Annotated in this window: 15 protein-coding genes and 1 pseudogene; 7 read left to right on the plus strand and 9 right to left on the minus strand. The window is 69.7% G+C overall.

The features are described from left to right. Position 1: 1 nt before the first annotated feature. The 5 genes and pseudogenes from OG735_RS04070 to OG735_RS04090 all read left to right on the plus strand — a co-directional run. Positions 2 to 421 (plus strand): annotated as a pseudogene (locus OG735_RS04070) (transporter substrate-binding domain-containing protein); the annotation flags it as partial. A gap of 94 nt (positions 422 to 515) precedes the next feature. Further along, complete coding sequence (locus tag OG735_RS04075) at positions 516 to 806, plus strand: hypothetical protein (protein WP_327321746.1); 291 nt, start codon at positions 516 to 518, stop codon at positions 804 to 806. Beyond that, positions 807 to 1,706, plus strand: coding sequence for a beta-N-acetylglucosaminidase domain-containing protein (locus tag OG735_RS04080; protein WP_327321747.1), 900 nt, complete (start codon positions 807 to 809; stop codon positions 1,704 to 1,706). A 196-nt stretch (positions 1,707 to 1,902) separates the two neighbouring features. Next, on the plus strand, positions 1,903 to 5,205 hold the full coding sequence (locus tag OG735_RS04085; protein ID WP_327321748.1) for a GH92 family glycosyl hydrolase: 3,303 nt from the start codon (positions 1,903 to 1,905) through the stop codon (positions 5,203 to 5,205). Positions 5,206 to 5,462: 257 nt separating this feature from the next. After that, on the plus strand, positions 5,463 to 6,755 hold the full coding sequence (locus OG735_RS04090) for an MFS transporter (RefSeq protein ID WP_327328199.1): 1,293 nt from the start codon (positions 5,463 to 5,465) through the stop codon (positions 6,753 to 6,755). A gap of 12 nt (positions 6,756 to 6,767) precedes the next feature. On the opposite strand, the gene OG735_RS04095 is transcribed toward OG735_RS04090, so the two are convergent. Further along, the gene (locus tag OG735_RS04095) at positions 6,768 to 7,328 is read right to left on the minus strand and encodes an isochorismatase family protein (RefSeq protein WP_327321749.1); all 561 of its coding nucleotides are present in this window, start codon (positions 7,326 to 7,328) and stop codon (positions 6,768 to 6,770) included. Between the two features lie 186 nt (positions 7,329 to 7,514). On the opposite strand from OG735_RS04095, the gene OG735_RS04100 reads away from it, so the two are divergent. Continuing rightward, positions 7,515 to 8,732 carry a lactonase family protein gene (locus OG735_RS04100; protein ID WP_327321750.1) on the plus strand — a complete coding sequence of 406 codons (1,218 nt, stop codon included), beginning with the start codon at positions 7,515 to 7,517 and terminating at the stop codon, positions 8,730 to 8,732. A 17-nt stretch (positions 8,733 to 8,749) separates the two neighbouring features. Here the strand turns inward: OG735_RS04100 and OG735_RS04105 are convergent, their stop codons facing one another. From OG735_RS04105 to OG735_RS04130, 6 genes are all read right to left on the minus strand, one after another. Then, the gene (locus OG735_RS04105; protein WP_327321751.1) at positions 8,750 to 11,779 is read right to left on the minus strand and encodes an alpha-mannosidase; all 3,030 of its coding nucleotides are present in this window, start codon (positions 11,777 to 11,779) and stop codon (positions 8,750 to 8,752) included. A 30-nt stretch (positions 11,780 to 11,809) separates the two neighbouring features. Continuing rightward, positions 11,810 to 13,831: an endo-beta-N-acetylglucosaminidase gene (locus OG735_RS04110; protein WP_327321753.1), complete on the minus strand. Its 2,022-nt coding sequence runs from the start codon at positions 13,829 to 13,831 to the stop codon at positions 11,810 to 11,812. A gap of 124 nt (positions 13,832 to 13,955) precedes the next feature. Then, positions 13,956 to 15,212: a glycoside hydrolase 5 family protein gene (locus tag OG735_RS04115; RefSeq protein WP_327321755.1), complete on the minus strand. Its 1,257-nt coding sequence runs from the start codon at positions 15,210 to 15,212 to the stop codon at positions 13,956 to 13,958. A gap of 54 nt (positions 15,213 to 15,266) precedes the next feature. Continuing rightward, positions 15,267 to 16,127: a carbohydrate ABC transporter permease gene (locus tag OG735_RS04120; protein ID WP_327321757.1), complete on the minus strand. Its 861-nt coding sequence runs from the start codon at positions 16,125 to 16,127 to the stop codon at positions 15,267 to 15,269. Next, positions 16,124 to 17,095: a carbohydrate ABC transporter permease gene (locus tag OG735_RS04125; protein WP_327321758.1), complete on the minus strand. Its 972-nt coding sequence runs from the start codon at positions 17,093 to 17,095 to the stop codon at positions 16,124 to 16,126. The genes OG735_RS04120 and OG735_RS04125 overlap by 4 nt, the downstream gene beginning before the upstream one ends. Positions 17,096 to 17,107: 12 nt before the next feature. Next, positions 17,108 to 18,394, minus strand: coding sequence for an ABC transporter substrate-binding protein (locus tag OG735_RS04130; RefSeq protein ID WP_327321759.1), 1,287 nt, complete (start codon positions 18,392 to 18,394; stop codon positions 17,108 to 17,110). 205 nt (positions 18,395 to 18,599) lie between these two features. Between OG735_RS04130 and OG735_RS04135 the strand changes: the two genes are divergently transcribed. Then, the gene (locus OG735_RS04135) at positions 18,600 to 19,694 is read left to right on the plus strand and encodes a LacI family DNA-binding transcriptional regulator (protein WP_327321760.1); all 1,095 of its coding nucleotides are present in this window, start codon (positions 18,600 to 18,602) and stop codon (positions 19,692 to 19,694) included. A 15-nt stretch (positions 19,695 to 19,709) separates the two neighbouring features. Here OG735_RS04135 and OG735_RS04140 read toward each other — a convergent pair whose 3' ends face one another. Beyond that, positions 19,710 to 22,157 (minus strand): SpoIIE family protein phosphatase, encoded by a 2,448-nt coding sequence (locus OG735_RS04140; protein ID WP_327321761.1) that lies wholly within the window; start codon positions 22,155 to 22,157, stop codon positions 19,710 to 19,712. After that, positions 22,154 to 24,715, minus strand: coding sequence for a SpoIIE family protein phosphatase (locus OG735_RS04145; protein WP_442812377.1), 2,562 nt, complete (start codon positions 24,713 to 24,715; stop codon positions 22,154 to 22,156). The genes OG735_RS04140 and OG735_RS04145 overlap by 4 nt, the downstream gene beginning before the upstream one ends. Positions 24,716 to 24,734 lie beyond the last annotated feature (19 nt).

Raw genomic sequence — 24,734 nt, forward strand, 5'->3', positions numbered from 1 at the left:
CATGACTGCCCGCATACCGAGCCGCCGTGCGCTCACGGCCGTCGCCGCCGCGTGTTCGGCCGGCCTGCTGCTGACCGCCTGCGGCAACCAGACCGCCGACGCGGAGAAGGAGAAGGCCGGCGGCAGGAAGAGCAGCGCGCCGCTCTTCGACAAGCTGCCGGCGGACATCCGGCAGGCAGGTGTCATCAAGGTCGGCACGGACGCCCAGTACGCGCCGATGGAGTACGAGGAGGGCGGCCGGATCGTCGGAGTGGACCCCGACATCGCCGCGGAACTGGGCAAGCAGCTCGGCGTGACGTTCGAGTTCACCTCGGGCTCCTTCGACAGTCTGATCACCGCGCTGAACTCCGGCCGCCACGATGTCGTCATCTCCTCCATGAGCGACACCAAGGCACGTCAGGAGGGCCTGGACGAGAAGGGCATGCACAGCACCGTTGCCGGCCAATCTTGACAACGATGTCAGTCAGTGGTCCAGTCCTGCCTTACCGGGATATCGACGAGGAGGCGGCTCTGCGATGGCTATCGGATCAACACCCACGGCGCTCCGGCCCAGTTGGCGTTCACGCGGCGCTCATGTCGTCGCGCTGATGCTGACCCTGCTGGCCCCGACCGACGTCCCCGCCGCGGACGCCGGAGAAGCCTCCGCCGCCAAGGCGAACGGCCCCCTGCCCGTGTACCCGAAGCCCCGGTCGGCGAAGGGCCGACCGGAAGAGGTGCGCATTCCTCCGGCCGTGACACTCGTGAAAGGCCCGTCGACCGACGCCTCCGCACTCGCCGTGGTCCGGGAGGTGCTGCGCGACGCCTGAGTGCGCACCATCCATCAGGTCGACGACCACACTCCCGTACGCGGCGCCCGGCTCACCGTCCATGTGGGCGGGCACAAGGAGAACGCCGCCACCGCCGGCGCGCTGCGCGCGCTGGGTGTGCAGGGCGCCGAGACCATGGCCGCCGAGGGGTACGTGCTCGCGGTCGGCGAGGGCAGGGACGGCCGCGACCGGATCGTGCTGAGCGGCGCGGACGGCGCCGGTACGTACTACGCCGCCCAGACGCTGCGTCAGCTGGTGCACGGCTTACGGCTGCAGGGCGTGGTGATCCGTGACTGGCCCTCGCTGCGGTGGCGCGGGGTGATGGAGGGTTTCTACGGACCGTCATCCTCGCATCAGCAACGCCTCGCCGATCTCGACTGGTTCGGCCGGCACAAGCTGAACTCCTATGTCTACGCGCCGAAGGACGACCCCTATCGGCGGACAGAATGGCGCAAGCCCTACCCGGCGGACGAACTCGCCCGGATCGGTGAGCTGGTACGGCGGGCCCGGGAGAACCATGTCTCGTTCGGCTACGTCCTCTCCCCCGGCCTGTCGGTCCGCTACTCGCAGCCGTCCGAGGCCGCGGCGCTGACCGCGAAGTTCGAGTCGCTGTGGGAGCTTGGCGTACGCAGCTTCGTCGTGGCCTTCGACGACATCGACGACCAGCGGTGGAACTGCGCCGAGGACCGGGCGGCTTTCGGCACAGGACCGGCGGCCGTCGCCGGCGCCCAGGCGCACCTGGCCAACGCCGTGCAGAAGACGTTCATCGCGGTGCGCCCCGAAGCCGAGCCGCTGCGGATGATGCCGACCCAGTACTGGGGAACGTCCAGGACCGACTACACGCGGCGCATCGCGCAGGATCTCGATCCCGGGATCGTCGTCCAGTGGACGGCAAGGTGACGCTGCGGCGGGCTGCGGCGCATGCCGCCGCGTACGCGGGGGCCGGGACGGGCGTGCTCTTTCGGCTGTTGGCGCTTCGAATTCGAGGCCGCCAGGTCGCCGAAAACAGCTCGTGACCGAGCCGTTGACAGGCTTTGCACGACCATGACATCTTTCCCGGGCCGATTAGACAACGTTGTCAAGAAGGGATACGCCCATGCGACGGTCAGCCGGCTGGATGCGTACGAGAGCGGTCCGGATGATGGTCGCCACCTTGCTGGCCGGCGGTCTGAGCGGACCGGCCACCGCGACCGCCGTCGCCGCGCCGGCGCCCTCCCCAGCACCCGTGGCCGACCCGGCCGGCCTGGTCAACCCGTTCGTCGGCACACAGAACTTCGGCAACACCTTCCCCGGTGCGAGCGCCCCCTTCGGCATGGTCCAGGTGAGCCCGGACACCGGCGGCCAGGGCGGCTACGACTATCAGCAGGGCAAGATCCACGGCTTCAGCCAGACGCATCTCTCCGGCGTCGGCTGCGGCGTCGCGGGCGAGCTGCCGATCATGCCGACCACCGGCGCGGTCGACCGGGTCAGCCCCGACGACTACCGCTCGGTGTACTCGCACGACGACGAGAAGGCCGAGCCCGGCTACTACCGGGTCAACCTGAAGTCGTACGGCATCAATGCCGAGCTCACCGCGACGCGGCGCACCGGCTGGCAGCGCTACACCTTCCCGGCCACCGGCGCCGCCAACGTCCTGTTCAACACCGGCAAGGCCAACCAGAAGGTGTACGACTCCGAAGTGCACGTCGTCGGCGACCGCACCGTCGAGGGCCGGGTACACGCGGGCAACTTCTGCGCCGGCAAGGACGATCACACCGTCTACTTCACCGCCACCTTCGACCGGTCCTTCAAGACCCGGGGCACCTGGCGCGGTTCGACCCCGGAACCGGGCAGCCGGGATGCCGCCGGCGAGGGTGGCAACGGCGCCTGGGTGACCTTCGACGCGAGCGCCGACAAGGACGTCGTGATGAAGGTCGGCCTGTCCTACACCGGAGTCGAAGGCGCCCGGCAGAACCTGGCGGCGGAGACGAAGGACTCGTACGACTTCGACGCCACCCGTGCCGCCCTGCACCGCACTTGGGAGGAGCAGCTCGGCTCCATCGGCATCGGCGGCGGTTCGCACGACCGGCAGAGCGCCTTCTACACGGCGCTCTATCACGCACAGCTGCACCCGAACCTGGCCGGCGATGTGGACGGCCGCTACACCGGCTTCGACCGCAAAACCCATACGGCCGACGGATTCACGCCGTACCAGAACCTCTCCCTGTGGGACACCTACCGCCCGCAGAACCAGCTCCTGGAACTCCTGGAGCCCGGGGTCGCCCGCGATGTCGCGTTGTCCGTCGTCGCGATCGGCAAGGACGGCGGCTGGCTGCCGCGCTGGGCGCTGGCCAACAGCGAGACCAACATCATGACCGGTGACCCGGTGACTCCGTTCCTCGTCGAGGCCTGGTCGAAGGGCCTGCTGGCCGGCCACGAGGAGGAGGCGTACGCGCTGCTGAGGAAGAACGCCACCAGCACTCCGCCCGCCGATTCCGCGTACAACGGCCGCTCGGGCGTGGACTTCTACCGCGAGCGCGGCTATATCCCCTCGGGTCTCGGCCTCGGCAAGGACTGCGCCGACAAGGGCGGCGACAACGACTGCAACCACCCCGCATCGGCCACTCTCGAGTACGCGGCCGCGGATGCCTCGCTCGCCCTGATGGCCGGCGGGCTGGGTCACCGGGCCGACGCCGGGATGTTCGCGGCGCGCGGCCGGTGGTACCGCAACCTGTGGGACTCCTCCATCGGCCAGTTCCGTCCGCGTACGACACAGGGCACCTGGATGACGCCGTACGACCCGGTCGAGGCGGGCCACCAGTTCCACGAGGGCGGCGCCTACCAGTACCAGTGGCTGGTTCCCCAGGACCCGGCCGGTCTGGTGGAGTTGATGGGCGGCAGGAAGGCCGCCGAGAAGCGGCTCGACGCATTCTTCGTCCACGACAAGCTGCTCACCGACCCCGCGGGCACCGCACGCAAGGACTGGATCTCCCAGCCCTACGACTACTACGGCAAGCCCACCTACAACCCCAACAACGAGCCCGATCTGCACGCCCCGTACATGTATCTGTGGGCGGGCGCGCCCGCGAAGACCGCGACCGTCACACGGGCGGCGATGACGCTCTTCACCAACGGTCCGGACGGCATGACCGGCAACGACGATCTGGGCACGATGTCGGCCTGGTACGTCTTCTCGTCGCTCGGTCTCTACCCGACGATGAGCGGCGCCGACTTCCTGGCGCTCTCCAGCCCGCAGTTCGAGTCGGCGACCATCAGGATCGGACAGTACGGCCGCAAGCAGGGCGGCACTCTGACGCTCACGGCGCCCGGCGCGAGCGACGACCGGAGGTACGTCCAGAAGGTGGCCCTGAACGGCAAGGACATCCGCACCACCTGGCTGGGCTGGGACGCGATCGCGCACGGCGGGCGGCTGACCCACCGGCTGGGCACCGAACCGTCCGCGTGGGGCACGGGCCGGAACGCCGAACCCCCGTCGGTCGGCGGAGCAGCGGCCGCCGACGGGCGCCGGCACCTCGACGCTTCGCTGCGGCCCGCCTCGGACACCGTACCTTCGAGCGACACGGGGCAGACCGCGCATCTCGCGGTGGACGTACTGGCCCAGTCGCCGGGCGATGTACGCGTGTCCGTGGCGGCGAAGGCTCCCTCCGGCTGGGCGGTGAAGGCGCCCGCACAGGTGACGGCGAAGTCCCGTGGTCTGCCGGTGCAGACGACAGTCCCGCTCGCGGTCACGGTGCCGGCGGCAACCGCGGTCGGCTCGTACCCGGTCCGGATCACGGTCGCAGCGAAGGGCATTCCGGCGGTCGTCCGCACGGCCACCGTCGACGTGCGGTCCGCGGTGAGCTGTGCGGGCAGCGACAAGGACGGGTGCGCCGTGGATCTGACGGGTGCCTGGAACCACGACGGCAGTGCCACGAAGGGCGAGTCCGGCCAGGGCAACTTCGACGGTCTCGGGTGGAGTTATGACGCCGATCTGCTGCCGAAGGCGGGGCCGGTCACCTTCAACGGCGTGCCGTACCACGCGCCCGACCCCTCCGGAACGTCGCCGAACTTCGTGGAGGCCCGTGGCCAGGTACTGCTCCTTCCCGCCGGCGCCCGCTCCGCACTCCACCTGGTCGCCGCCTCGCACAACGGCCCGGTGACCACCACGCTGACCGTGCGCTACACGGACGGCAGCAGTGCGGATGTGCCGGTCAGCATCGGCGACTGGGCCGGTTCGACGCCGTCCGGCAGCTCGGTCGTCCTCGACATGCCGCACCGCATCAAGGACGGGCAGGGTGTCGACGGCCCCTCGGTACGGCTGTTCGGCGATACGGCGGCGCTCGACAGCGCGAAGCAGGTGCGCTCGGTGGCACTGCCGGACGACCCCCGCGTCGAGTTGTACGCGATTAATCTGACATGACCTGACGAACTCTGCGTCCGGAGCGCGGGGCAGCGCGGAAACGGGTGGCACGCGGTCGCGTGCTCCGCATAGCTTGTGCGCTCGTGACTGATGATCCGGAGCGCTCGTCGAGTGGCTCGGCCGCTTCCACAGAACGGACCGTGCCGGTCTCCGACAAATGGACAGCGACAGCTGATCGCCCGCCGACGCAATCCGTAACGGCTGAGCGATTGTTCTCCGGAACCTACGTTGCAGCCACATCCTGCTTCACCGCGGTGATGTTCCTGACCGGGCTCGCCGCCCTGGCAGTGGTCCCCACATTGCCGGCGGCTGCGCGGGACTTGGACGGATTGTCGCTCTACCCGCTGGTGGCAGGATGCTTCGTGGCCGCGAGTCTGCTCGGCGGGGTGCTCGGCGGTCATTGGGCAGACCGTGTCGGGGCGCAGCGTCCACTGGCGGCGGGCATGGTGCTGGCGGTAGTCACCCTGCTGGTCTCGGGCGCCAGCACCTCGATCTGGCAACTGGCGGCCGGGCGCTTCCTGGACGGGCTGGCGGGCGGGATGGTCGCGGTGTCGGTCAACACCGCTATCGGCCAGGCCTACCCCGACCGCCTGCGCCCGCGCGTTCTGGCGTTGATGAGTGCCTGCTGGATCGTCCCGTCGCTGGTCGGTCCTCCGCTGGCGGGGCTGGTGGCCGAGTGGTGGTCCTGGCGCGCGGTGTTCTTCGGTCTGGCAGCCCTCACCGTGCTGCCCGCGCTGGTAGTGGTGGCCATGCTGCGCGGTCCTTCCTGGGCGGCCGCGCCCGCGCCGTCGGGGGGCATGCCGCCGCGCCCGGCACCGATGGTCGCGACAGCGGTAAGCCTGGGTGCGGCGTTGGGGCAGTACGGCGTCTCCGGCTGGGACAGGCGCCACCTGCTGTTCGCGGCGGGCGGGCTCGCCCTGCTGGCGGCGTTCACGCCGCGGCTGCTGCCGCCGGGCACGTGGCGTGCCGCGCGCGGCCTGCCGGCCACGGTCCTGCTGCGCGGCCTGGGCTCAGGCGTGTTCTTCACCCTGGAGGCCTACGTGCCCCTGCTGCTGGTCACCGACCGGGACGCGCCTCCCGTGGTGATCGGCCTGGCATTCACAGGCGCCGCCATGGCCTGGGCCGGCTCCTCCTGGATGCAGGGCCGTCTGCTTGAGCACTGCCCCCGCCACCGCTTGGTCGTGGCCGGTGCAGTGGTGCAGGCGGCGGCGATCGCGCTCGCGGTCGCCGGGACGCTTCCAGTGACGCCTGCGTACACCGCCGCATCGGCCATGATCGTCGCGGCCGTCGGCATGGGTATGTACGCCCCTTCCCTCACCGTGCTGTCACTCACCCACAGCCCGCCCGGTCGGCAGGGCTATGCCAGCAGCGCGATGCAGACCACCCAGAACCTGGGCCAGATAACGGTGTTGGGCGTGTCCTCTGCCCTGTTCAACGCCTGCCTGGGCGCCGGCTCGACCGAAGCCGTCGGCTACGGCGCCGCCTTCGGCCTGCTGCTCGCACCGTGCATCCTGGCCGCCCTGCTCGCCGCCCGCGCCCGCAGCGCGTGAGCCGAACCGCGCCTACCTGCGCGGCTTCCAAGCCGCAGCGAAGTCCACTTCGGACGCGGGCAGCACCCGGATACTCCGCCCGGGAAAGTCGATGTGCCGGAAGATCTCGTTGTGGTGCGCGATCGACTGCTTCGGCGAGGCGTACTCGCCGGTGTCGGGCCGGTGGGACGTGGTGTGCCCGTCGGCGACCAGCACCAGGTCGTACCGGTGGCTCAGCGCCTGCCGCGCCGTGGTGTCCACGCAGATCTCGGTCGCGAACCCGGTGACGACCACCTCGGTGACTCCCAGCGCCTTCAGGGTCTTGTCGAGATCGGTGCCGAGGAAGCTGTCCGCGCTCGTCTTGTGGACGACCGCCTCGTGGGCGCCCGGCGCGAGTTCGGGCACGATCCGCCAGCCCTCGGTACCCGCCTCCACCCCGTCACCCTGATGCTGGATCGTCACAATCGGCACGCCCGCGGCTTTGGCTCGTTCGCGGAGCCCGGTGATCGCGGCGACAGTCTCGGCGGCCCGGTGCGCGATGGCCACCAGGGCGTTCTGCATGTCGATGACGAGGAGCGCGGAGGCATGTGGCATGGGCTCACGCTAGCGGCCCCCTTCCGAGCAGAGCGCACGATCCGACACGGATGTTCCTCAACCCTCACCCCCCGAACTCGCGTTGCGCAGGATGCAATCAGAGTTGCGCTTATTGCTTATCAGGGCGACACGCGGCACTGTGTTTGCCACATCCGAAGCGACAGACCCACGCGCGAGGTGCACCGCATGAGCAGCAGGGCAGGACGGACGGAGACGGCATCGGCTCCCGGCGCCAGCCGCCGCCGGTTCCTCGGCGCGGTCGCGGTCGCCGCGGTCGGCGCAACGGCCGTGGGCTCCGCGGCCCCGGCGAACGCGAGCCCGACCCCGAGCGCGAGCCCCAGTCCGAGTGCTCGGGCATGCGCCCGTGGCTCGCGCTCGCTGTTCCTGGGCACGTACACCTCGGTCCCGGGTGGCGGCGCCGGGATCGGTCTCGCCAACTACGACGAGGCGACGGGGCGGATCACCGCCACCGGTACGGTCTCCGGTGTCAGTGACCCTTCCTTCCTGGCCCTCCACCCCTCGGGTCGCACGCTGTACTGCGTGAACGAACAGCAGCAGGGCGGGGTGAGTGCCGTCCGGCTCTCACCCGACGGTCAGCACCAGGTGCTCGGCACCCGAAGCACCGGCGGCGCCGGCCCCTGCCATCTGTCCGTGCACCCCGGCGGGCGCTGGCTGCTCAGCGCCAACTACCTCTCCGGCAGCGTGGCCGTGCACCCGATCGACACCTCCGGCGCGCTGGGCGCACGTACCGCCCTCGTCACTCACTCCACGCCGCCGCCCGGCCCCGGCCAGGAAGGACCGCACGCCCACCAGATCGTCACCAGCCCGGACGGCGGTCACGTACTCGCTGTCGACCTGGGCAATGACACGGTCTACACCTACCGGCTGGACACCTCGCGAGGAGAGCTCGCCCTGGTCTCGTACGCGAGCCTGAGGCCGGGTGCGGGACCCCGGCATCTCACCTTCCACCCCGCCGGCCGGTTCGCCTATCTGGCCAACGAGGTGGACAACACCGTCGTCGTCTGTGCCTACGACCCCGCCACCGGAAGGCTCACGCCCGGCACGCCTCAGCCGACCGGCACGGGACCGGGCACGAGCTATCCGGCGCAACTGGTCGTGACCGACAACGGCCGGTACGCCTTCCTCGCCAACCGCGGCCACAACAGCCTGACCCGCTACGCGATCGAGGGCGGCGGGTCCCGGCTGCGGCTGCTGGGGACGGTACCGGTGGGCGGTGACTTCCCCCGGCACATCGCCCTCTCCCCCAGCGAGAACCTGCTCTTCGCGGCGAACCAGCGGTCCAGTTCGGTCAGCGTCTTCCAGGTCGATCACGACAGTGGTGAACTCCGGCCCGCGGGAAGCCCGTTCAGCTCCCCGGTCGCCGTCTGCGCACTGCCGCTCTAGGCTTCCAGGTCAGCCGGTCAGGTCCGGGAGCGCGTCAGGCGCAGGGTGACCAGCTGGAAGGGGCGGAGGGTCAACTTCACCGCACCGTCGGCCAGTTCCAGCCTCGGTTCGTCCGCGGACGGTCGCTCCAGCAGGTCGGTCGCGGCTGCCTCGACGGCTTCGAATCCGGCGGTGACGCCGACCCGGGCGCGGCCGCCCCGCGACTCGTACAGGCGTACGACGACATCGCCGCTCGCATCGTCCGCCAGCTTCACCGCGGAGATCACGACCGCGTCGTTGTCCACCGTCACCAGCGGGGTCACCGCCGCGTCGCCCGCGACCCGTCGCTCCGGGAGGTTGATGCGGAAGCCCTCGCGGACCGCGTCGCCGATCGCCGCGCCGGGCACGAGGGCATGGCGGAATCGGTGCACGCCCTGGTCTGTCTCCGGGTCGGGAAAGCGCGGGGCTCGCAGCAGCGAGACGCGGAGTGTGGTCGTCGTTCCGGAGTCGGCTGCGCGGACGGTACGGGTGACGTCATGGCCGTACGTCGAGTCGTTGACGAGCGCGATGCCCCAGCCGGGCTCCTCCAGATGCACGAAGCGGTGGTTGCATGCCTCGAACTTGGCCGCCTCCCAGCTGGTGTTGGTATGCGTGGCCCGGTGGAAATGGCCGAACTGGGTCTCCGACGCATACCGCTCGGCGTGAATGTCCAGCGGGAAGGACGCCTTGAGGAACTTCTCCGTCTCGTGCCAGTCGACCTCGGTGTCGATGTCGAGGCGTTTGGCGCCGGCGGGCAGGGTCAGCAGCTGGGTGACCTTCGAGTCGCCGAAGCTGCGGACGACGCGCACCGCCGCCGATGTGCCGGTCACAACAGGGGTGATCTCGTCGGCGTCCGTCAGGTCGGTGACGGTGTTGCGGTAGAACGCGTCGACGTCCCACGCGTCCCACATGTTCGGGAAGTCGGGGTGGATCTGCAGCAGGTTCGCCACCCGGCCGGGGGCCACGGTCTCGCGCTCCGCGCCGATGTCGTACGCGGACGTCACCAGGCCTCGTCCGTCGATCTCGACCTGAAGCAGGCCGTTGTCGAGGACGAAGCCGCCGTCCTCGCGCGGGGAGAGCTGGGCGCTGCCGCCGACGGCCGCCACCGCGGCACCGCCTGCCGCCACACCGTGCCGCTCGTGTGGTGCGGAGTTGAAGACAAGGGTTCCGGATCCGTCGCCTGCGAGCGCGTGCTGCGCCCCGTCGATGATGCCGTTCAGCTCCTCGGCGACGGCCCGGTATGTCTTCTCGGCCTCCCGGTGCACCCAGGCGATGGACGAGCCGGGCAGGATGTCATGGAACTGGTGCAGCAGCACCGTCTTCCAGATGCGGTCCAACTCCTCGTACGGGTAAGGGAATCCGGTCCGCACTGCGGCGGTGGCCGCCCACAGTTCGGCCTCGCGCAGCAGATGCTCGCTGCGGCGGTTGCCCTGCTTGGTCTTCGCCTGGCTGGTGAGCGTGGCGCGGTGCAGCTCCAGATAGAGCTCGCCGACCCAGACGGGCGCGTTGGGGTATTCGGCCTCCGCCTTGGTGAAGAACTCCGTGGGGGTCTCCCACCGGACGGTCGCCGAGCCGTCGAGGTCGCGCAGCCGGGCCGCCTTGGCGACCATCTCGCGGGTGGTGCCGCCACCTCCGTCGCCCCAGCCGGTCGGTGCGAGGGAGTGCCTGGCGACGCCCTTGTCCTTGAAGTTCTTTGCCGCGTGGGCGATTTCGCTGCCCCTCATCGAGCAGTTGTAGGTGTCGACGGGCGGGAAGTGCGTGAAGATCCGGGTGCCGTCGATGCCCTCCCACTGGAAGGTGTGGTGCGGGAACTTGTTCGTCTGCGACCACGAGATCTTCTGTGTCAGCAGCCACTTGGACCCGGCCGCCTTGATGATCTGCGGGAGTCCGGCCGCGAAGCCGAAGGTGTCGGGCAGCCAGGCCTCGTCGTTCTCGATGCCGAACTCGTCCAGGAAGAACCGCTTGCCGTGCACGAACTGACGGGCCATCGCCTCCGAGCCCGGCATGTTCGTGTCGGACTCGACCCACATGCCGCCCGCAGGCACGAACCGCCCCTGCGCCACGGCCTTCTTGACCTTCGCGTACACCTCGGGCCGGTGTTCCTTGATCCAGGCGAACTGCTGCGCCTGCGACATGGTGAAGATGAACTCCGGCTCATCCTCGAGGAGCGCCGTCATATTGGACGTCGTACGGGCGACCTTGCGTACCGTCTCGCGCAGCGGCCACAGCCAGGCGGAGTCGATATGGGCGTGGCCGATCGCGCTGATCCGGTGCGCCGAGGGACCGGCGGGGGTGGAGAGGACTCCCTCGAGGCAGGAACGGGCCGCGGCAGCAGTGCCGTTCACGTCCTGGAGGTCGATCGCGTCGAGGGCGTGGCCCACGGCCCGCAGGATGTCCCAACGGCGGGCGCCCTCCACAGGCAGCTCCTGCATCAGTTCGCCCAGGACCTCCAGGTCGAGCACGAGCTGCCACACGGTCTCGTCGAAGACGGCGAGATCCATGCGGGTCAGGGTGTACTGCGGGTCGGTGCCCGCGGTCTCCTTCTCTCCGAGCTGCGTCGGCAGGAACGGGTGGTAGTCGAGGATCACGGGGTTGGAGGCGGCCTCGATGTGGAGGCGCACTTCCTCGCCGCCTTCGACGGGCGCGCCGATGCGCACCCACTGGTTGCGCGGATTGAGTCCCTTCACCGGGGTGCCGTCGGGGCGGTGGACGAGGCCCTCGCACTGGAAGCCAGGCATGTTCTCGTCGAAGCCGAGGTCGAGGATCGCTTCCACGGTCTTGCCGGCCCACGCGGCCGGTACGGTCCCGGTGACCCGGAACCAGCTGGTCCCCCACGGAGCGCCCCACATGTCGCCGACCGCGATCGGCCCTGGCGAGGCGGCGAGCCCTTCTGCGACCGGGACGGGTTCGCCCGGCGCGTTCCAGACGGCCACCTCCAGCGGTACGGACTCGGGGTACACGGCGGGGCGGATGCGCTCGTCGAGGACGCGCCTGAGGCGGGCTTCGACAAGGCTGCGGTCGTCATGCATGCGGGGCTGCTCCGTGGGTTCGGGTGGTGGTTACCAGGGGTGGGCTGCGGTCGATGGTGCCGATGTGGTGTAGAGCTCCCCGACCGCGCGCAGTTCGAACCGCGCCGACCGCTCACCCTGTTCGGGCTTCAGGCCGGGGACGAAGAATGCTCGCTGGCAGGTTGCCCCGAGGAAGCGCCGTTTCCCGTCGGGCAGGACGCGGTGCAGTGTGTAGTGACGAACCGCCCCCGGGGCGGCCTGCCATCCGAAGCGTAAGTCGCCGCCCGTGGTGGCGGTGATCCTCAGGTCGGCCGGGGCGGCGGGGCTCTGTGCGGCCTTGTCGCGCACAGCCAGGGCGCCGAGCCGCCATTTCACGGGTCCGCTGCTCGCGGTGAGTCGGACACCGAGCGCGCGCACGGTCCCGGTCGGGCTGTTCAGCCGCACGGTCGAGGTGGTCCAGCCGCTGCCCGGGCCCGCGGTGCCCACGGGGAGGTAGGTGTACGGAATGGGTGCACCGGGCGTCGAGGGCTCGGCCACGGCCACCGCGAGCTCGACCACGACCCGGCCCGCGTCGGCGCGGTGGGTGAGCTCGACGACCGTCTCCGCGCTGAGCGGGAGCCTGGTCGCGTACAGGTCCACCGTGGTGGGCGCATCGAGCGAGCCGTCGACGAGGAGGCTGCTGCCTCCGTGCCAGGCATCGGCGAAGTCATGGGAGACCGAGGGGCGTTGACCGTTCGTGCGCACGACCCATTGGCGGGACGGGAGGCGGTCCTGAACGCCGAGATGGTTCCACTGCGCGTCCGACGTCACCTTGCCGCCCTCGTACCAGCGCAGTCCGTGGCCGGTGTTGAAGGTGGTCGCGAAGGGCACGGTGTCGACGGTCGAGCGGTCGGCGACGGCACGCGCGGGAGCCCGCCAGGACTCGCCGGGGGCGGGCCGCGACGGGTCGAGCGACTGCCCGCTCCAGAACCGGTCGTCGGCGGCGTGGAACTGGGCCGGGGTGCGGTCCGCGGGCAGGTGGTTACGGGTCCACTCGGGCCGGTAGAAGCCCAGCGAGACGATGTCCGCCGTGTTCTCGGGGATGATGGCGTCCCAGTCGACGGACCTGTTCCAGCCGTTCGCCTCGACATCGACTCCCGCCCACAACTCGTAGCGGCTGCGCCCTGGTTGCTGAGCGACCTGACCGGAGGACGCCAGCGAGGACCGCGACCAGCGGAAGTCGATGAACATGGAGTCGGCGGCCTGGAAGAACGCCTTGTTAAGGTCGTTCAGCGCGCCCTGCCAGCTCACCGAACCGTTCACGGTCATCGAGTCGTACCAGCAGACGCGCAGTCCCTTCGGCGCGCCCAGACTCTTCAGCTCCTTCACGAAACCGAGCATGTCGGCCGCGAGTGCGCTGTTGCCGCCTCCGGTCTCCGCGTTGATGAACCAGCCGTCGAAACCGTACGCCGTGGCTACCGCGACGAGCCGCTCGGCGAGCGGGAATCTGCCGAAGGAGTCCTTCTGGACGAGGTCCCGGGTCCAGCGCAGATCGCCGCTGTAGTCCACGGGCGGCAGGAAGACATTGCCGAGGACGGGCACACCGTGGCGGTGTGCGGCGTCCACGATCGGGGCGTTGGGCGCGAGGATCAGGCCCTCCCCCGACGAGCCGCCCCAGAAGACCAGCTCGTCCAGGTAGGACCAGTGGGTCAGGGCGTAGTAGTCGGCGGTGGCCGCGCCCTGGGAGGGGTTGCCGGCGGTGGGGCCGAAGGAGACGAGGGACTGGACGCGCGCCTGCCCGCTGCGGGCGGTGGCGTTGACCGGCGTGGGCGTGAACCGCCGGGCGAGCGGCACGGCCGACTTGTTGAACGCCAGATCAGTGTCGTCCTCGGCGCGCCAGGCCTTGAGGCTGCGCCAGGTGATGCCCTGGCCCGGGGTGCCGGAGGGGAACGAGTCGGGGTACCAGTAGGAGGCGTACGGCGTGCCGGGCGTTGTCTTCGTCGCGGCGGACGCGATGCCGGGCACGAGGGCCGGGGTCACGGCTGCCGCCGCCGATGCCAACAGGAGGGCGCGTCGGCTGAGGTGGGGGGTCATGGTGTCGCTCCGTTTCATGGCCTGTCCCCAATCGCCGGAGGGCCGGTGTTCAGCCCCTCCGGCGATTGAGGAGCGGGGTCTGGGGCGGAGCCCCAGTTACGGGTAGGGGCGGGGTGGGGAAAGGTCATGCGCCGACCTGCCCCGGGGTTACCACTTCGGTGATGCCTCGTGCAGCAAGGTGCTCCTTGTCCTCCGCGCAGCCCGCGAGGACGGCCGTGGGCCGGACGCCCTCCATCGTGAGCCGGGCGAAGGCCTCGAAGAAGGCGCCACCGGGTGCGCACCTGGATCGCCGGGGCGCCGACTCCTCGTCACCGGTGTCGACGACGAGCGCGGTGGCGCGCGGCGCGGGACTGTGTTCCTTCCCCCGCCACTCCTCGACGATGCGCGCGATCGTGCGGCCGACCGGTTTGGCCTGCCCGTCGTTGGTCAACAGACCGAGGTTGTACTCGAGTTCGGGGAAGTCCGCGAGCGAGCGGGACACATCGTGGGAGCACCACCAGGTGACTCCCCAGACGTCCTGGCAGTCCAGCGCGTTCGCCACGGTCGCCTCGGCGAAGTGGGCGGCGTGCTCGGCCGGGACGAGCGGCGCGGGTGCTCCGACCTCCTGCAGCCATACGGGCCGGCGCGGATCGAGAGCCCAGGCTTTGGAGAGCTCGATCAGATAGGCGGCATGGTGCTCGGTCGCAACTCCCGTACGCCCGTGCCGCTGGGCGGTGCCGTTGAAGACCCAGGAGTGCACGGCGGTCGCGGCGCCGATGCGTGCCGAGTGGGCGGGGGTGAACGGGTGGTCGTCCTGGTACCAGACCGCGTCGTACTCGGCGTGCAGATGGAGCCTGCCGGGCGCCCCGGCCTCACAGGCGTCGAGCAGCCGCCGCAGCCAACTCCCGGCCTGTTCGGCCGAGATGCGGTCGGGATCGGGGTGCGGGCCGCTGGAGAACTGGTTGATCTCGTTGCCGACGGTCATGCCGATGAAGTTCGGCCGGTCGCCGAGCGCGGCCGCGAGCGTACGCAGGTACTCGGCCTGTCCCGATACGACATCGGGGTCGGTGAACATGTTCCGCCGGTGCCAGGTCCGGGTCCATGCGGGCAGGAAGTCGAAGCTCGACAAGTGCCCTTGCAGGCCGTCGACGTTGACGTCCAGACCGCGTTCGGCCGCCGCGTCGGCGAGCTGTACGAGCTGTTCGACGGCGCGCGGGCGGATGAGGGTCCGGTTGGGCTGGAAGAGCGGCCAGAGCGGGAAAACCCGGATGTGGTCGAGGCCGAGGCCGGCGATCGAGTCCAGGTCGGCGCGTACGGCGTCGAGGTCGAAGTCCAGCCAGTGGTGGAACCAGCCCTGGCTGGGCGTGTAGTTGGCGCCGAAGCGCGGCACGGAAGAGCTCATGGGGAAGGGGTGTCCTGGTTCTGTGGTGCGGCACTCGGATCGGAGCCGGGCAGGTCAGCCCTTGACGGCGCCCTCGCCGACACCGCGGAAGAAGAAGCGCTGCAGACAGGCGAAGAGAACGATCAACGGGAGTACGGCGATGACCGTGCCCGCGGCGACGAGGCGTTCATCGTTGGCGAAGGTGCCGTGCAGATAGTTCAGGCCGATGGTCAGGGTGAAGTTCTCCGGGTCGCTGAGTACGATCAGGGGCCACAGGAAGTCGTCCCAGGCGCCCATGAAGGCGAAGATGGCGACGACGGCGAGGGTGCCCTTGACCGAGGGCAGGGATATGCGCAGGAATCGCTGCCATGCGGTGGCCCCGTCGACGAATGCCGCTTCCTCCACCTCGTGCGGGAGATTCAGGAAGGCATTGCGCATCAGCAGGACGTTCATCGCCGCGATGCAGCCGGGCAGCAGTACGGCGATCAGGGTGTTGTTCAGACCGAGGTCACGCATGGTGGTGAACTGGGCGATGATGATGCCCTCGACGGGGACGAGCATCGCGAGGATGAACACCAGGGTCGCGACCCTGCGTCCGCGGTAGCGCATCCGGGCGAGGGCATAGCCTGCCAGTGCGGAGCCGATGCAGTTGGTCAGCACATTGGCGGTGGCGACCTTCAGCGAGTTCAGCGCGTAGTCCCAGACCGGGATGGTCCGGGAGACGCGCGCGTAGTTGTCGAGCGTCGGCTCGCCCGGCAGGAATGTGGGCGGTGAGCTGAAGATGTCCTCGTGCGGGCCTTTGAGCGAGGTGGACAGCTGCCACAAGAAAGGCCCGACGGTCAGCGCCAGTACGGCGATCAGCAGGCTGTAGCGGAGTACGAGCTGCCAGCCGGGGATGCGCCTGCCGTCGGCGTCCGTGATCTTCATGAGGCTCATGCGTCCTCCTTGCGGTCGGCGCGGAGGACCAGCAGCATCAGGGCGACGGTGACGACGAAGACGACCACCGAGATGGCCGAGGCGTAGCCGACACGGCCGGTCAGTCCGGTGCCGACGCGCTGGACGAGCATCACGAGCGTGGTGTCCTCGCCTGCCGGGCCGCCGCTGGGACCTGCCATCAGATAGACCTCGGAGAAGACCTTGAAAGAGGCGACGGAGGAGAGCGCACCGACGAGGACCATGGTGGAGCGGACCGCGGGGACGGTGACGGTGCAGAAGCGGCGTACGGCCCCCGCTCCGTCGACGGCGGCGGCCTCGTGCAGCTCGCGCGGGACATTGGCCAGCGCCGCCAGATAAATGATCATGTAGTAGCCGAGGCCCTTCCAGACCGTGACCGCCATCGCGCTGCCGAGCAGCAGCCACTGGTCGCTGAGGAAGCCGACCTTGCCGACGCCGACCGCCTCGAGCACCGAGTTGATCAGTCCTCGGTCGTCGAGCATCCACACCCAGATCAGGCCGACCACGACGATGGAGGCGACGACCGGGGTGTAGAAGGCCGAGCGGAAGAAGGTGATGCCGGGGATGTGCCGCTGTACGAGCATCGCCAGCAGCAGCGGCAGGATCACCAGGGCGGGGACGACACCGAGGACGTACAGGGTGCTGTTGCGCAGCCCGATCCAGAACATCTCGTCGTCGAGCAGTTCCCGGAAGTTGGCGAGGCCCACGTACTGACCGGGGACCAGGGTGCGGCGGTCGGTGAAAGCGTTGACCAGGGTACTGAGGAACGGATACAGGCTGAAGGTACCGACGACCAGGAGACCTGGCGCCGCGAACAGCCAGGGGCTGGAAGGCAGTTGGCGCCTGATCCCACGGGCGGGCCGGCGGCCGTCGGAGCCGGGGTTCCGGACGGCCGGGCCCGCCGTGATGGGATCGGGCGAGATCGCCTCGGAGGCGGTGGGGGTCTTCATCGCGGACTCGGCTCAGCTCTGCCGCAGCAGCCGGTCGCAGGCCTTGACAGCGTTATCAAGCGCTTCCTTGGGGCTCTCCTTGCCCTGCAGCGCCCGGGCCACCGCGTTGCGCAGCTCCGTCTTCATCTGCTCACTGAACAGCACCGGTGTGTAATTGACCGCGGTCTTCAGGGACTTGGCGGCCGCGATGCGCACCCGGGTCACATCAGTGCCGTCCTCCTTGGTGAAGTACGGGTCGTCGAGCGATCCTGCGGTGCTCGGGAAGATGGCGACCTTCTTGGCGAACTCCATCTGACGGGTCGCGTCAGTCACGAAGTGGGCGAAGGCGACGGCGGCGGGCTTCTGCTTGGCCCGGGAGTTCACCATGACGCCCATGACATACATATTGACCTTGCCCGTGCTGCTGACCTGGTCGGTGATCCCGATGTTCCTGTAGAGGCTCGGGGCCTGCTTCTTGAAGTTCTCCAGGTCCAGCGCGCTGCCGGGGTTCATGGCGACGGACTCGGTCAGAAACTTGTGGCCCGACGACTCGGGGGTCGCCGTCAACGCCTGCGGGTCGAGCGCCTTGGCGTCGTACAACTCCTTGTAGCGGGTGAGGAGTTCCACTCCCTTGGCGTCATTGAAGGCGAAGCCGGTGCCTTCCTTGTTCATCAGCGGGACGTCGTAGCGGCCGAAGTCCTCGATGGTGGGCACATTCGCGAGGGTCGCGATCCTCCCCTTGCTCTTCCCTGCCATCCTCAGCCCGGCATCGAAGACCTCGTCATAGGTCTTCGGGGGCTTCTCGGCATCGAGTCCGGCATCCTTGAAGAGACGCTTGTTGTAGAAGAGCGGGCCGGTGTTGAGGTACCAGGGAAAGGCGTACGTGCCGTCCGCGCCCGGTATCCGGTGGCTCTGCCAGGCGCCCTGCAGATACTCCTTGCGGTACTTCGAGGCCGCCTTGTCGAGGTCGAGCGCGAGCCCGGCCTTGGCCAGCGGGGCCACCAGGTCCGGGGAGACATTGACGACGTCGGGCAGCGTATTGCCTGCGGCATCGGCGCTGATCTTGTCGGCGTAGCCCTCCGCGGGCCGGTCGACCCACTTCACCTCAGTGCCCGGGTAGTTCTTCTCGAAGGCCGCGATGACTCCGTTGAAGTAGTCCTTGAAGTTGGCCTGCAGGTTCCAGGTCTGGAAGGTGATCTTGCCTTCGACCTTGCCGGATGCGTCGGACGAACCGGCGTCGGATCCGCCGCCGCAGGCACTGAGCGGCAGAACGGTGGCGAGGACGGCGGCAGCAGCGAGTGCCCTGCGGGGGATGCGCACGGTGAACGACTCCTTTGCTCGGACCAGACGTGCAGACCTTGCAAGTGAACCGTCGATGAAGTCAATACATTCGGTGGAACTAATGCGTAATGGCGAACATTAGTCCAGGTCAGAAGCGTGCAAGGAACGACTTGCAGTGATCGGCTAATACGCTTTAGAGTGCATGTGCTCAAGCGCATTAGTACGCAGGGGGAAAGAGGCGCGGATGGCAGCGAATACCCCGTCCGACAAGGACACCTCGCCGACCAGGCGCGCTCCCGCGCGGCGCCCGACGATGAAGGACATCGCTCAGCGTGCCGGGGTCTCGGAGAGCGCCGTGTCCTTCGCGCTCAACGACCGGCCCGGCGTCTCGGAGATCACCCGTGACCGGATCCGGCGCGTCGCCGAACAGCTGGGCTGGCGGCCGAGCACGGCGGCTCGCGCACTGTCCGGCGAGGGCTCGGCGACGGTCGGCCTCGTGCTGGCACGGCCGGCCGCGACGCTGGGCGTGGACTCCTTCTTCCTCCAGCTGATCTCGGGTATCCAGGAGATCCTGGCGGAACGTCAACTCGGTCTGCTCTTCCAGGTGGTGGAGGATGTACCGACCGAGTGCGCGGTCTACCGCCGCTGGTGGGCCGAGCACCGGGTCGACGGTGTCCTGGTGGTCGACCCGCGGACCGACGACCCGCGTCCGGAGCTCCTCGACGAGCTGGGCCTGCCCGGTGTCGTCATCGGCGGACTGCCGGACCAGCATCCCAACCTGTCGCAGGTACGCGCCGACGACACCGGAGCGATGGCTTCCGTCGTGGGCCGGCTGTACGAGCTGGGGCACCGGCGGATCGTGCATATCGCGGGCCTGCCGTCACTCGCCCACACCGACCGTCGCATCCGCTCCCTGCGCGCCGAGGCCGGCCGGCGCGGGCTGACCGAGGTCCGGTCGCTGGCCACGGACTACTCCGACGCCGAGGGCGCTGCGGTGACCCGCCGGGTGCTGGAAGGGAGCACACCGCCCACCGCACTCATCTACGACAACGACGTGATGGCAGCGGCCGGAGCGGCCGTCACGGCGGGCCTTGGCCTCTCCGTTCCCGGCGACGTGTCGATCGTTTCGTGGGAGGACTCCGTGCTGTGCCGCATGGTCCATCCCTGGCTGACGGCACTCTCCCGGGACACGGTCGCCTTCGGGCGGATCGCCGCACAGGAACTGACCGCTCTGCTCGACGGCGGCGCGGCCCGGTCGGTACCAGTGCCGCTCCCCCGGCTGATCGAGCGGGAGAGTACGGCGCCCACCGGAGACGACCTGGCCACGGGCGTCTCTTAGATCTGGCGCGGAGTGTCACCGGAGATGGTCGGGGTTTGCACGGAGAGCAGTCTGCTCGGCCCAGATCGTCTTGCCGGTCGATGTGTAGCGCGTTCCCCAATGCTGGGTCATCCGTGCGACGAGGAAGAGACCACGGCCGCCTTCGTCCTCACTGCCGGCATGACGCAGATTGGGTGAGGTGTGTCCGGTGTCGGAGACCTCGCAGATCAGCGTCTGGTCGCGGATGAGCCGCAGTTGGATCGGGCCGTCGGCATACCGGAGGGCGTTGGTGACGAGCTCGCTCACCACCAGTTCGGTGATGAAGACGAGGTCGTCCAGTCCCCAGGCGCCGACCTGCTCGGTGGCCACGGCCCGGGCGCGGCCGACCTCCTCCGGATCGGCGGCCAGTTCCCACTCGGCCACCTGATGGCGGTCCAGCTTCTGTGTACGTACGAGCAGCAGCGCGGCGTCGTCGTCCACGGGGCCCGGCAGCAGCGCGGCCACTGCCTGGTCGCACAGCTCGTCCAGCGGGCGTCGATGCTCGGTGAGCACTGCGCCGAGCGTTTCGAGCTGGACGTCGACGTCCCGGTCGCGACTCCGGACGAGGCCATCGGTGAACAGGGCGATGAGGCTGCCTTCCGGCAGTTTCATCTCCACGCTCTCGAAGGGCACGGCGCCCAGGCCGAGGGGAGGCCCCGCGGGAAGGTCGGGGAAGGTGACGGTGCCGGAACCGGAGTGGACGACCGCGGGAGGCGGATGCCCGGCCCGCGCCATGCGGCACACTCCGGACACCGGGTCGTACACGGCGTACAGGCACGTCACCCCGAGCGCTTCGTCGTGGGGCACCTGCTCGCCCGCGTCAAGGACGGCCGCCTGCTCGTTGGCGCCCTCCCCGACGAGGTCGTCGAGGCGCGCGAGAAGCTCCTCCGGCGCGAGGTCCAGCCGGGCCAGCACCCGTACGCTCGTACGCAGACGGCCCATGGTGGCGGCAGCGCGCAGCCCGTGACCGACCACGTCTCCCACGACCAGGCCCACCCGCGTGCCCGACAGGGCGATGACGTCGAACCAGTCGCCGCCCACCCCGGCCCTGCTGTCCGCCGGCAGATAGCGGTACGCCAGCTCAACTGCCGTCAGCTGCGCCAGATTCTGCGGCAGCAGACTGCGCTGGAGCATGAGGGACGCGGCGTGCTCACGGGTGAAACGGCGGGCGTTGTCGATACATACGGCGGTCCGCGAGACAAGCTCGTCGGCCACGGCCCGCTCTCCGTCGTCGAACGGCGCGGGGTGGCGGTCCCGCGAGAAGGTGACCAGCCCCAAGGTGGCTCCCTCGGCACGCAGCGGAACGACCAGCCGCGAGCGCGGCGGCAGTTGCCCATTACCGCGCTCCGTATCCGCCGGGGCATCCAGCACCGGACGGCCGGAGGACAGGCTGCGTGCCTGGGGCGAATCCGGCGGGTAGTCGACTCGCTCCCGTCCCGCCGGCCGCGCCCCTCCCGGGCCCGCCCGCTTGGATTCCGGCTCCTCCCACACTCGGACCATGTCCCGCGCGTGCGCGGATCCCTGCGTGGGCTGATCACCTGCCAGCACGACCTCCAGGAGGTCGACCGTGACCGCGTCGGCGAACTGCGGGACGGTGACCACGCAGAGCTCCTGCGCCGTACGGAATATGTCCAGGGTCGTACCCACCTGTCCGCCGGCCCGCACCAGGAGATCCAGCCGCTGCTGTGCGAGGTAGGCGTCGGTGATGTCCACGGTCTCCTCGCACACACCCAGCGAGACACCCCCGGCGTCCTGCAGCCGGTAGTACGAACAGGACCAGACGTGGTCGTGCTCCGGGTCCACGGGCGGGTGGCCGCTGTAGTGCAGCCCGATGACAGGCTCGCCGTTGGCGAGGACCCGCCGCATCATCTCCTCCAGAGTCGGCGGATACCCCGGGGACAGGACCTTGCCATGGGTCACCATCTCGTCCGGGCCCAGGCCGACGTACTGCGAAGTACCCATCTCCTGACGCAGGGCGGAGTTAGTCCACACCACCCGCAGATCCGTGTCGTAGACGGCCAGACCGACGGGTGACTCGGTGGCCAGCCCCCGGAGCATCGACTGCAGGGACTCCCACTCCTCCGTTTCCTCCGCATCGGCCACCGCCAGGAGCCAGGCGGGCCCGGCGCCCTCGTGGGTCAGCGCATGCGTTGCCGTCACAACGCGGACGATATGGCCGTCCCGGTGACGCATATGGAGCACCTGACGGCCGCCATGTGCCGCGCCCGCCAGGTCTGCCGCCGGGTGGATGTCGTCGACGGGCTCCACCACCAGAGCACCGATCGGGCGCTGAAGCACCTCCTGGGGCGGGTATCCCAGCAGCCCCTGCGCCTTCGGACTCCATCCGACGACCCTGCCCTCGGCATCCAGCACAGCCGTGGCTGCCCTGGTGACATCCAGGGGGCCACGGAAGCCGGCATCCTCGGCTGAGTTCACTACGCTCATGGCGCCTGCCGTGGGACGTCGGCCCAGCGGGCGGCGAGCAGCAGCGCGATGTCGTCGGGCCTGTCGGTGGCCTGTCTGGCCTCGAGGATCAGTCGGTCCGCCGCGTCGGCGAGAGGGTTCGAGCCGACTTTGGCGAGTGCGCTGCGCAGCCGCTCGACGCCGAGGTCGATGTCGATTCCCGGCTGCTCCACCAGTCCGTCGGTGTAGAGAGCCAGGACGGCGCCCGGCTCGAGCAACATTTCGGTGACGGGGTAGGACGCCTCCACGTCGACGCCGAGCACGACGCCACCAGGGATGTCCAGGACCTCGGTCCTGCCGTCGGGATGGCGCAGCAGAGGCTGGGGGTGCCCGGCCCGTACGGCCTGCGTGGAGCCGGATTCCCGGTCGAGGACGATATAGCAGCAGCTGGCGAACTGGCCCGGATCGAGGTCGATGAGGAGCCGGTTGGTGCCACTCATCACCTCCTGCGGGTCATGCCCGCTGAGCGCGAAGGCACGTACGGCGCTGCGCAGTTGACCCATGGTGGCGGCGGCGGAGACACCGTGTCCCTGTACATCGCCGATGACCAGGGCCAGCTCCCCGCAGCCGGTCTCCACGACGTCGTACCAGTCGCCCCCGACTTCCAAGCCCTGGGTGCCGGGGAGGTACCGCCCGACAGTGTCGACAAACTCGAGTACCGGCAGCCGGTGCGGCAGAAGAGCATCCTGCAGACCACGGGCGAGTGCGGCTTCGGAGTCGTAACGCTGGGCTCGCTGGAGGGCCTGCGCGATGAGTCCGGCGAGTGCGGTGAGGACGGTGCGCTCTTCCGGGCTGAAGCCGCGCGGATGGTCGAAGCCGAGGATGCAGGAGCCGACGGGGCGGCCGGAGGCGATCAGTGGCAGGAAGGCCCGGGCGCCGACGTCCGCGTCGATGGGGATGCCGGGGTAGGCGGCGGCCAGTCGCTCCATGGACTCGAAGAAGATGGGGCGGCCGGAGGTGAGCGTCTCGACGCCGGGCAGCCGGGCGTCGAGCGCGACGCCGTCGAAGCGGTCGAGGAAACCCTTCGGGAAACCGGTCTCCCAGGCCAGATAGAGATGTCTCTCGTTCAGCAGGTAGATCGCCAGTTGACGGCCGCCGAAGGCGGGCAGCAGTTCCTCCGTGACCACGGCGGACACCTGACGGGCTGTGACGGCCTCCGTCAGCGCGATGGCCAGGGCGACCGGGCGGTACAGCGACGACGCGCGGTCGGTCGGGGAGCCGAACCCGGGGCCCGGCCTGACGATGGACCCTGACGCATAGGCCGGTTCCTCTGCCGGGGTCAGTGTGGCGGTCAGGCCGTCGTGGCTGGGGTAGAGGGAGACCGTCAGCCATTCCTTGGGCCCGCGGCGGGCCATGAAGTGGACGGGGTCGTACCCGAACAGTGCCGCCCGGTAGTGGTCCTCGTAGGCGGGGTGCCCGAACCACGGCAGGACGTCCCACAGAACGCGTCCGGCCAGCTCGGACCGTGCGTGACCGAGCAGAGTCTCCGCATTGCGGTTGATGTGGGTGATCCGCCCGAGGCGGTCGAGCGAGAGGATGCCGCGCGGGAGCCGGTCGGTCGCCTCGGCGACGGCCGGCCCGGTGCCGAGGTCCACCAGGTAACCGGTCAGGTGGCTGCCCGGACCGTCGCCGGGCGGCTGTGTGCGACGGCCCGAGAGTTCGAGCAGATGCAACCGTCCGTCCGGTCCCCGTAGCCACATCCTGCGCGACACCGGCCCGCCCGACCTGGCCGCCTGGGCGGCGACGGCCCACAGTCCGTACGCGTCCTCCGGCGCCAGACGCTCCGCCAGAGCCTCGATGGTGCCGGCGAAGCCCGCCGGGTCGGTGCCGAGGATCGCGCACAGCTCGTCGTCGGCGGTTACGGCGCCGCTGTCGAGGTCCCAGTCGAAGTAACAGATCCGCACCGGTGGGGCGGAGGCGGTGGGCAACTGGACGGGCGTCGGTTCACCGTCCCACTCGACGAGCCCTCCGTCCTCGCCCAGCTCCGCCAGAGCGGTTCCGAGGCGCCTTGCGGCAGTTTGCATCCGGCGGCGGTCGGGGTGGTCGACCGGGTGTCCGGGCGTGGCGGGCCGCAGCACCACCAGCACGCCGAACTTCTCGTCGCCGCCGACGACAGGCGCGTACAGCGAGCCGAAAGGGTACGGCAGGCCCGCCATAAGCTGCGGGAACCGGCGCATGGCCTCCTCGGCGTCGCCGAGGAGGACAGCCTGACCGGAGCGGTAGGCCTCGGCCACCGGGAACGGGCGGTTCACATGCATACGCCACCAGGGGCGGAACAGCCGGACGGGCAGCCCGGCGAGCACAGCCAACCGCAGCAGCCCCCGCGTGCGGGAGCGCAAATAGACGCCGCCGGCGTACCCGCCGACAGCTTCGGTCGCGCCCACCGCGGCTTGTGCGAGCACCAGGGACAGCTCGTCCGGAACTCGGCCGCTGCCGTTCAGTCGCCCGGGCATTGCCCCACTCTGGCTCTGCGGGGTGTACCCGGCCGCGCCGTACCAGGTCACACAGCCAGCATGCTCCCCGGCAGCCGTGCCGCGCATCTCAGTGCACCTGATATGT

The organism is Streptomyces sp. NBC_01210 (assembly GCF_036010325.1).
Lineage (GTDB): Bacteria > Actinomycetota > Actinomycetes > Streptomycetales > Streptomycetaceae > Streptomyces.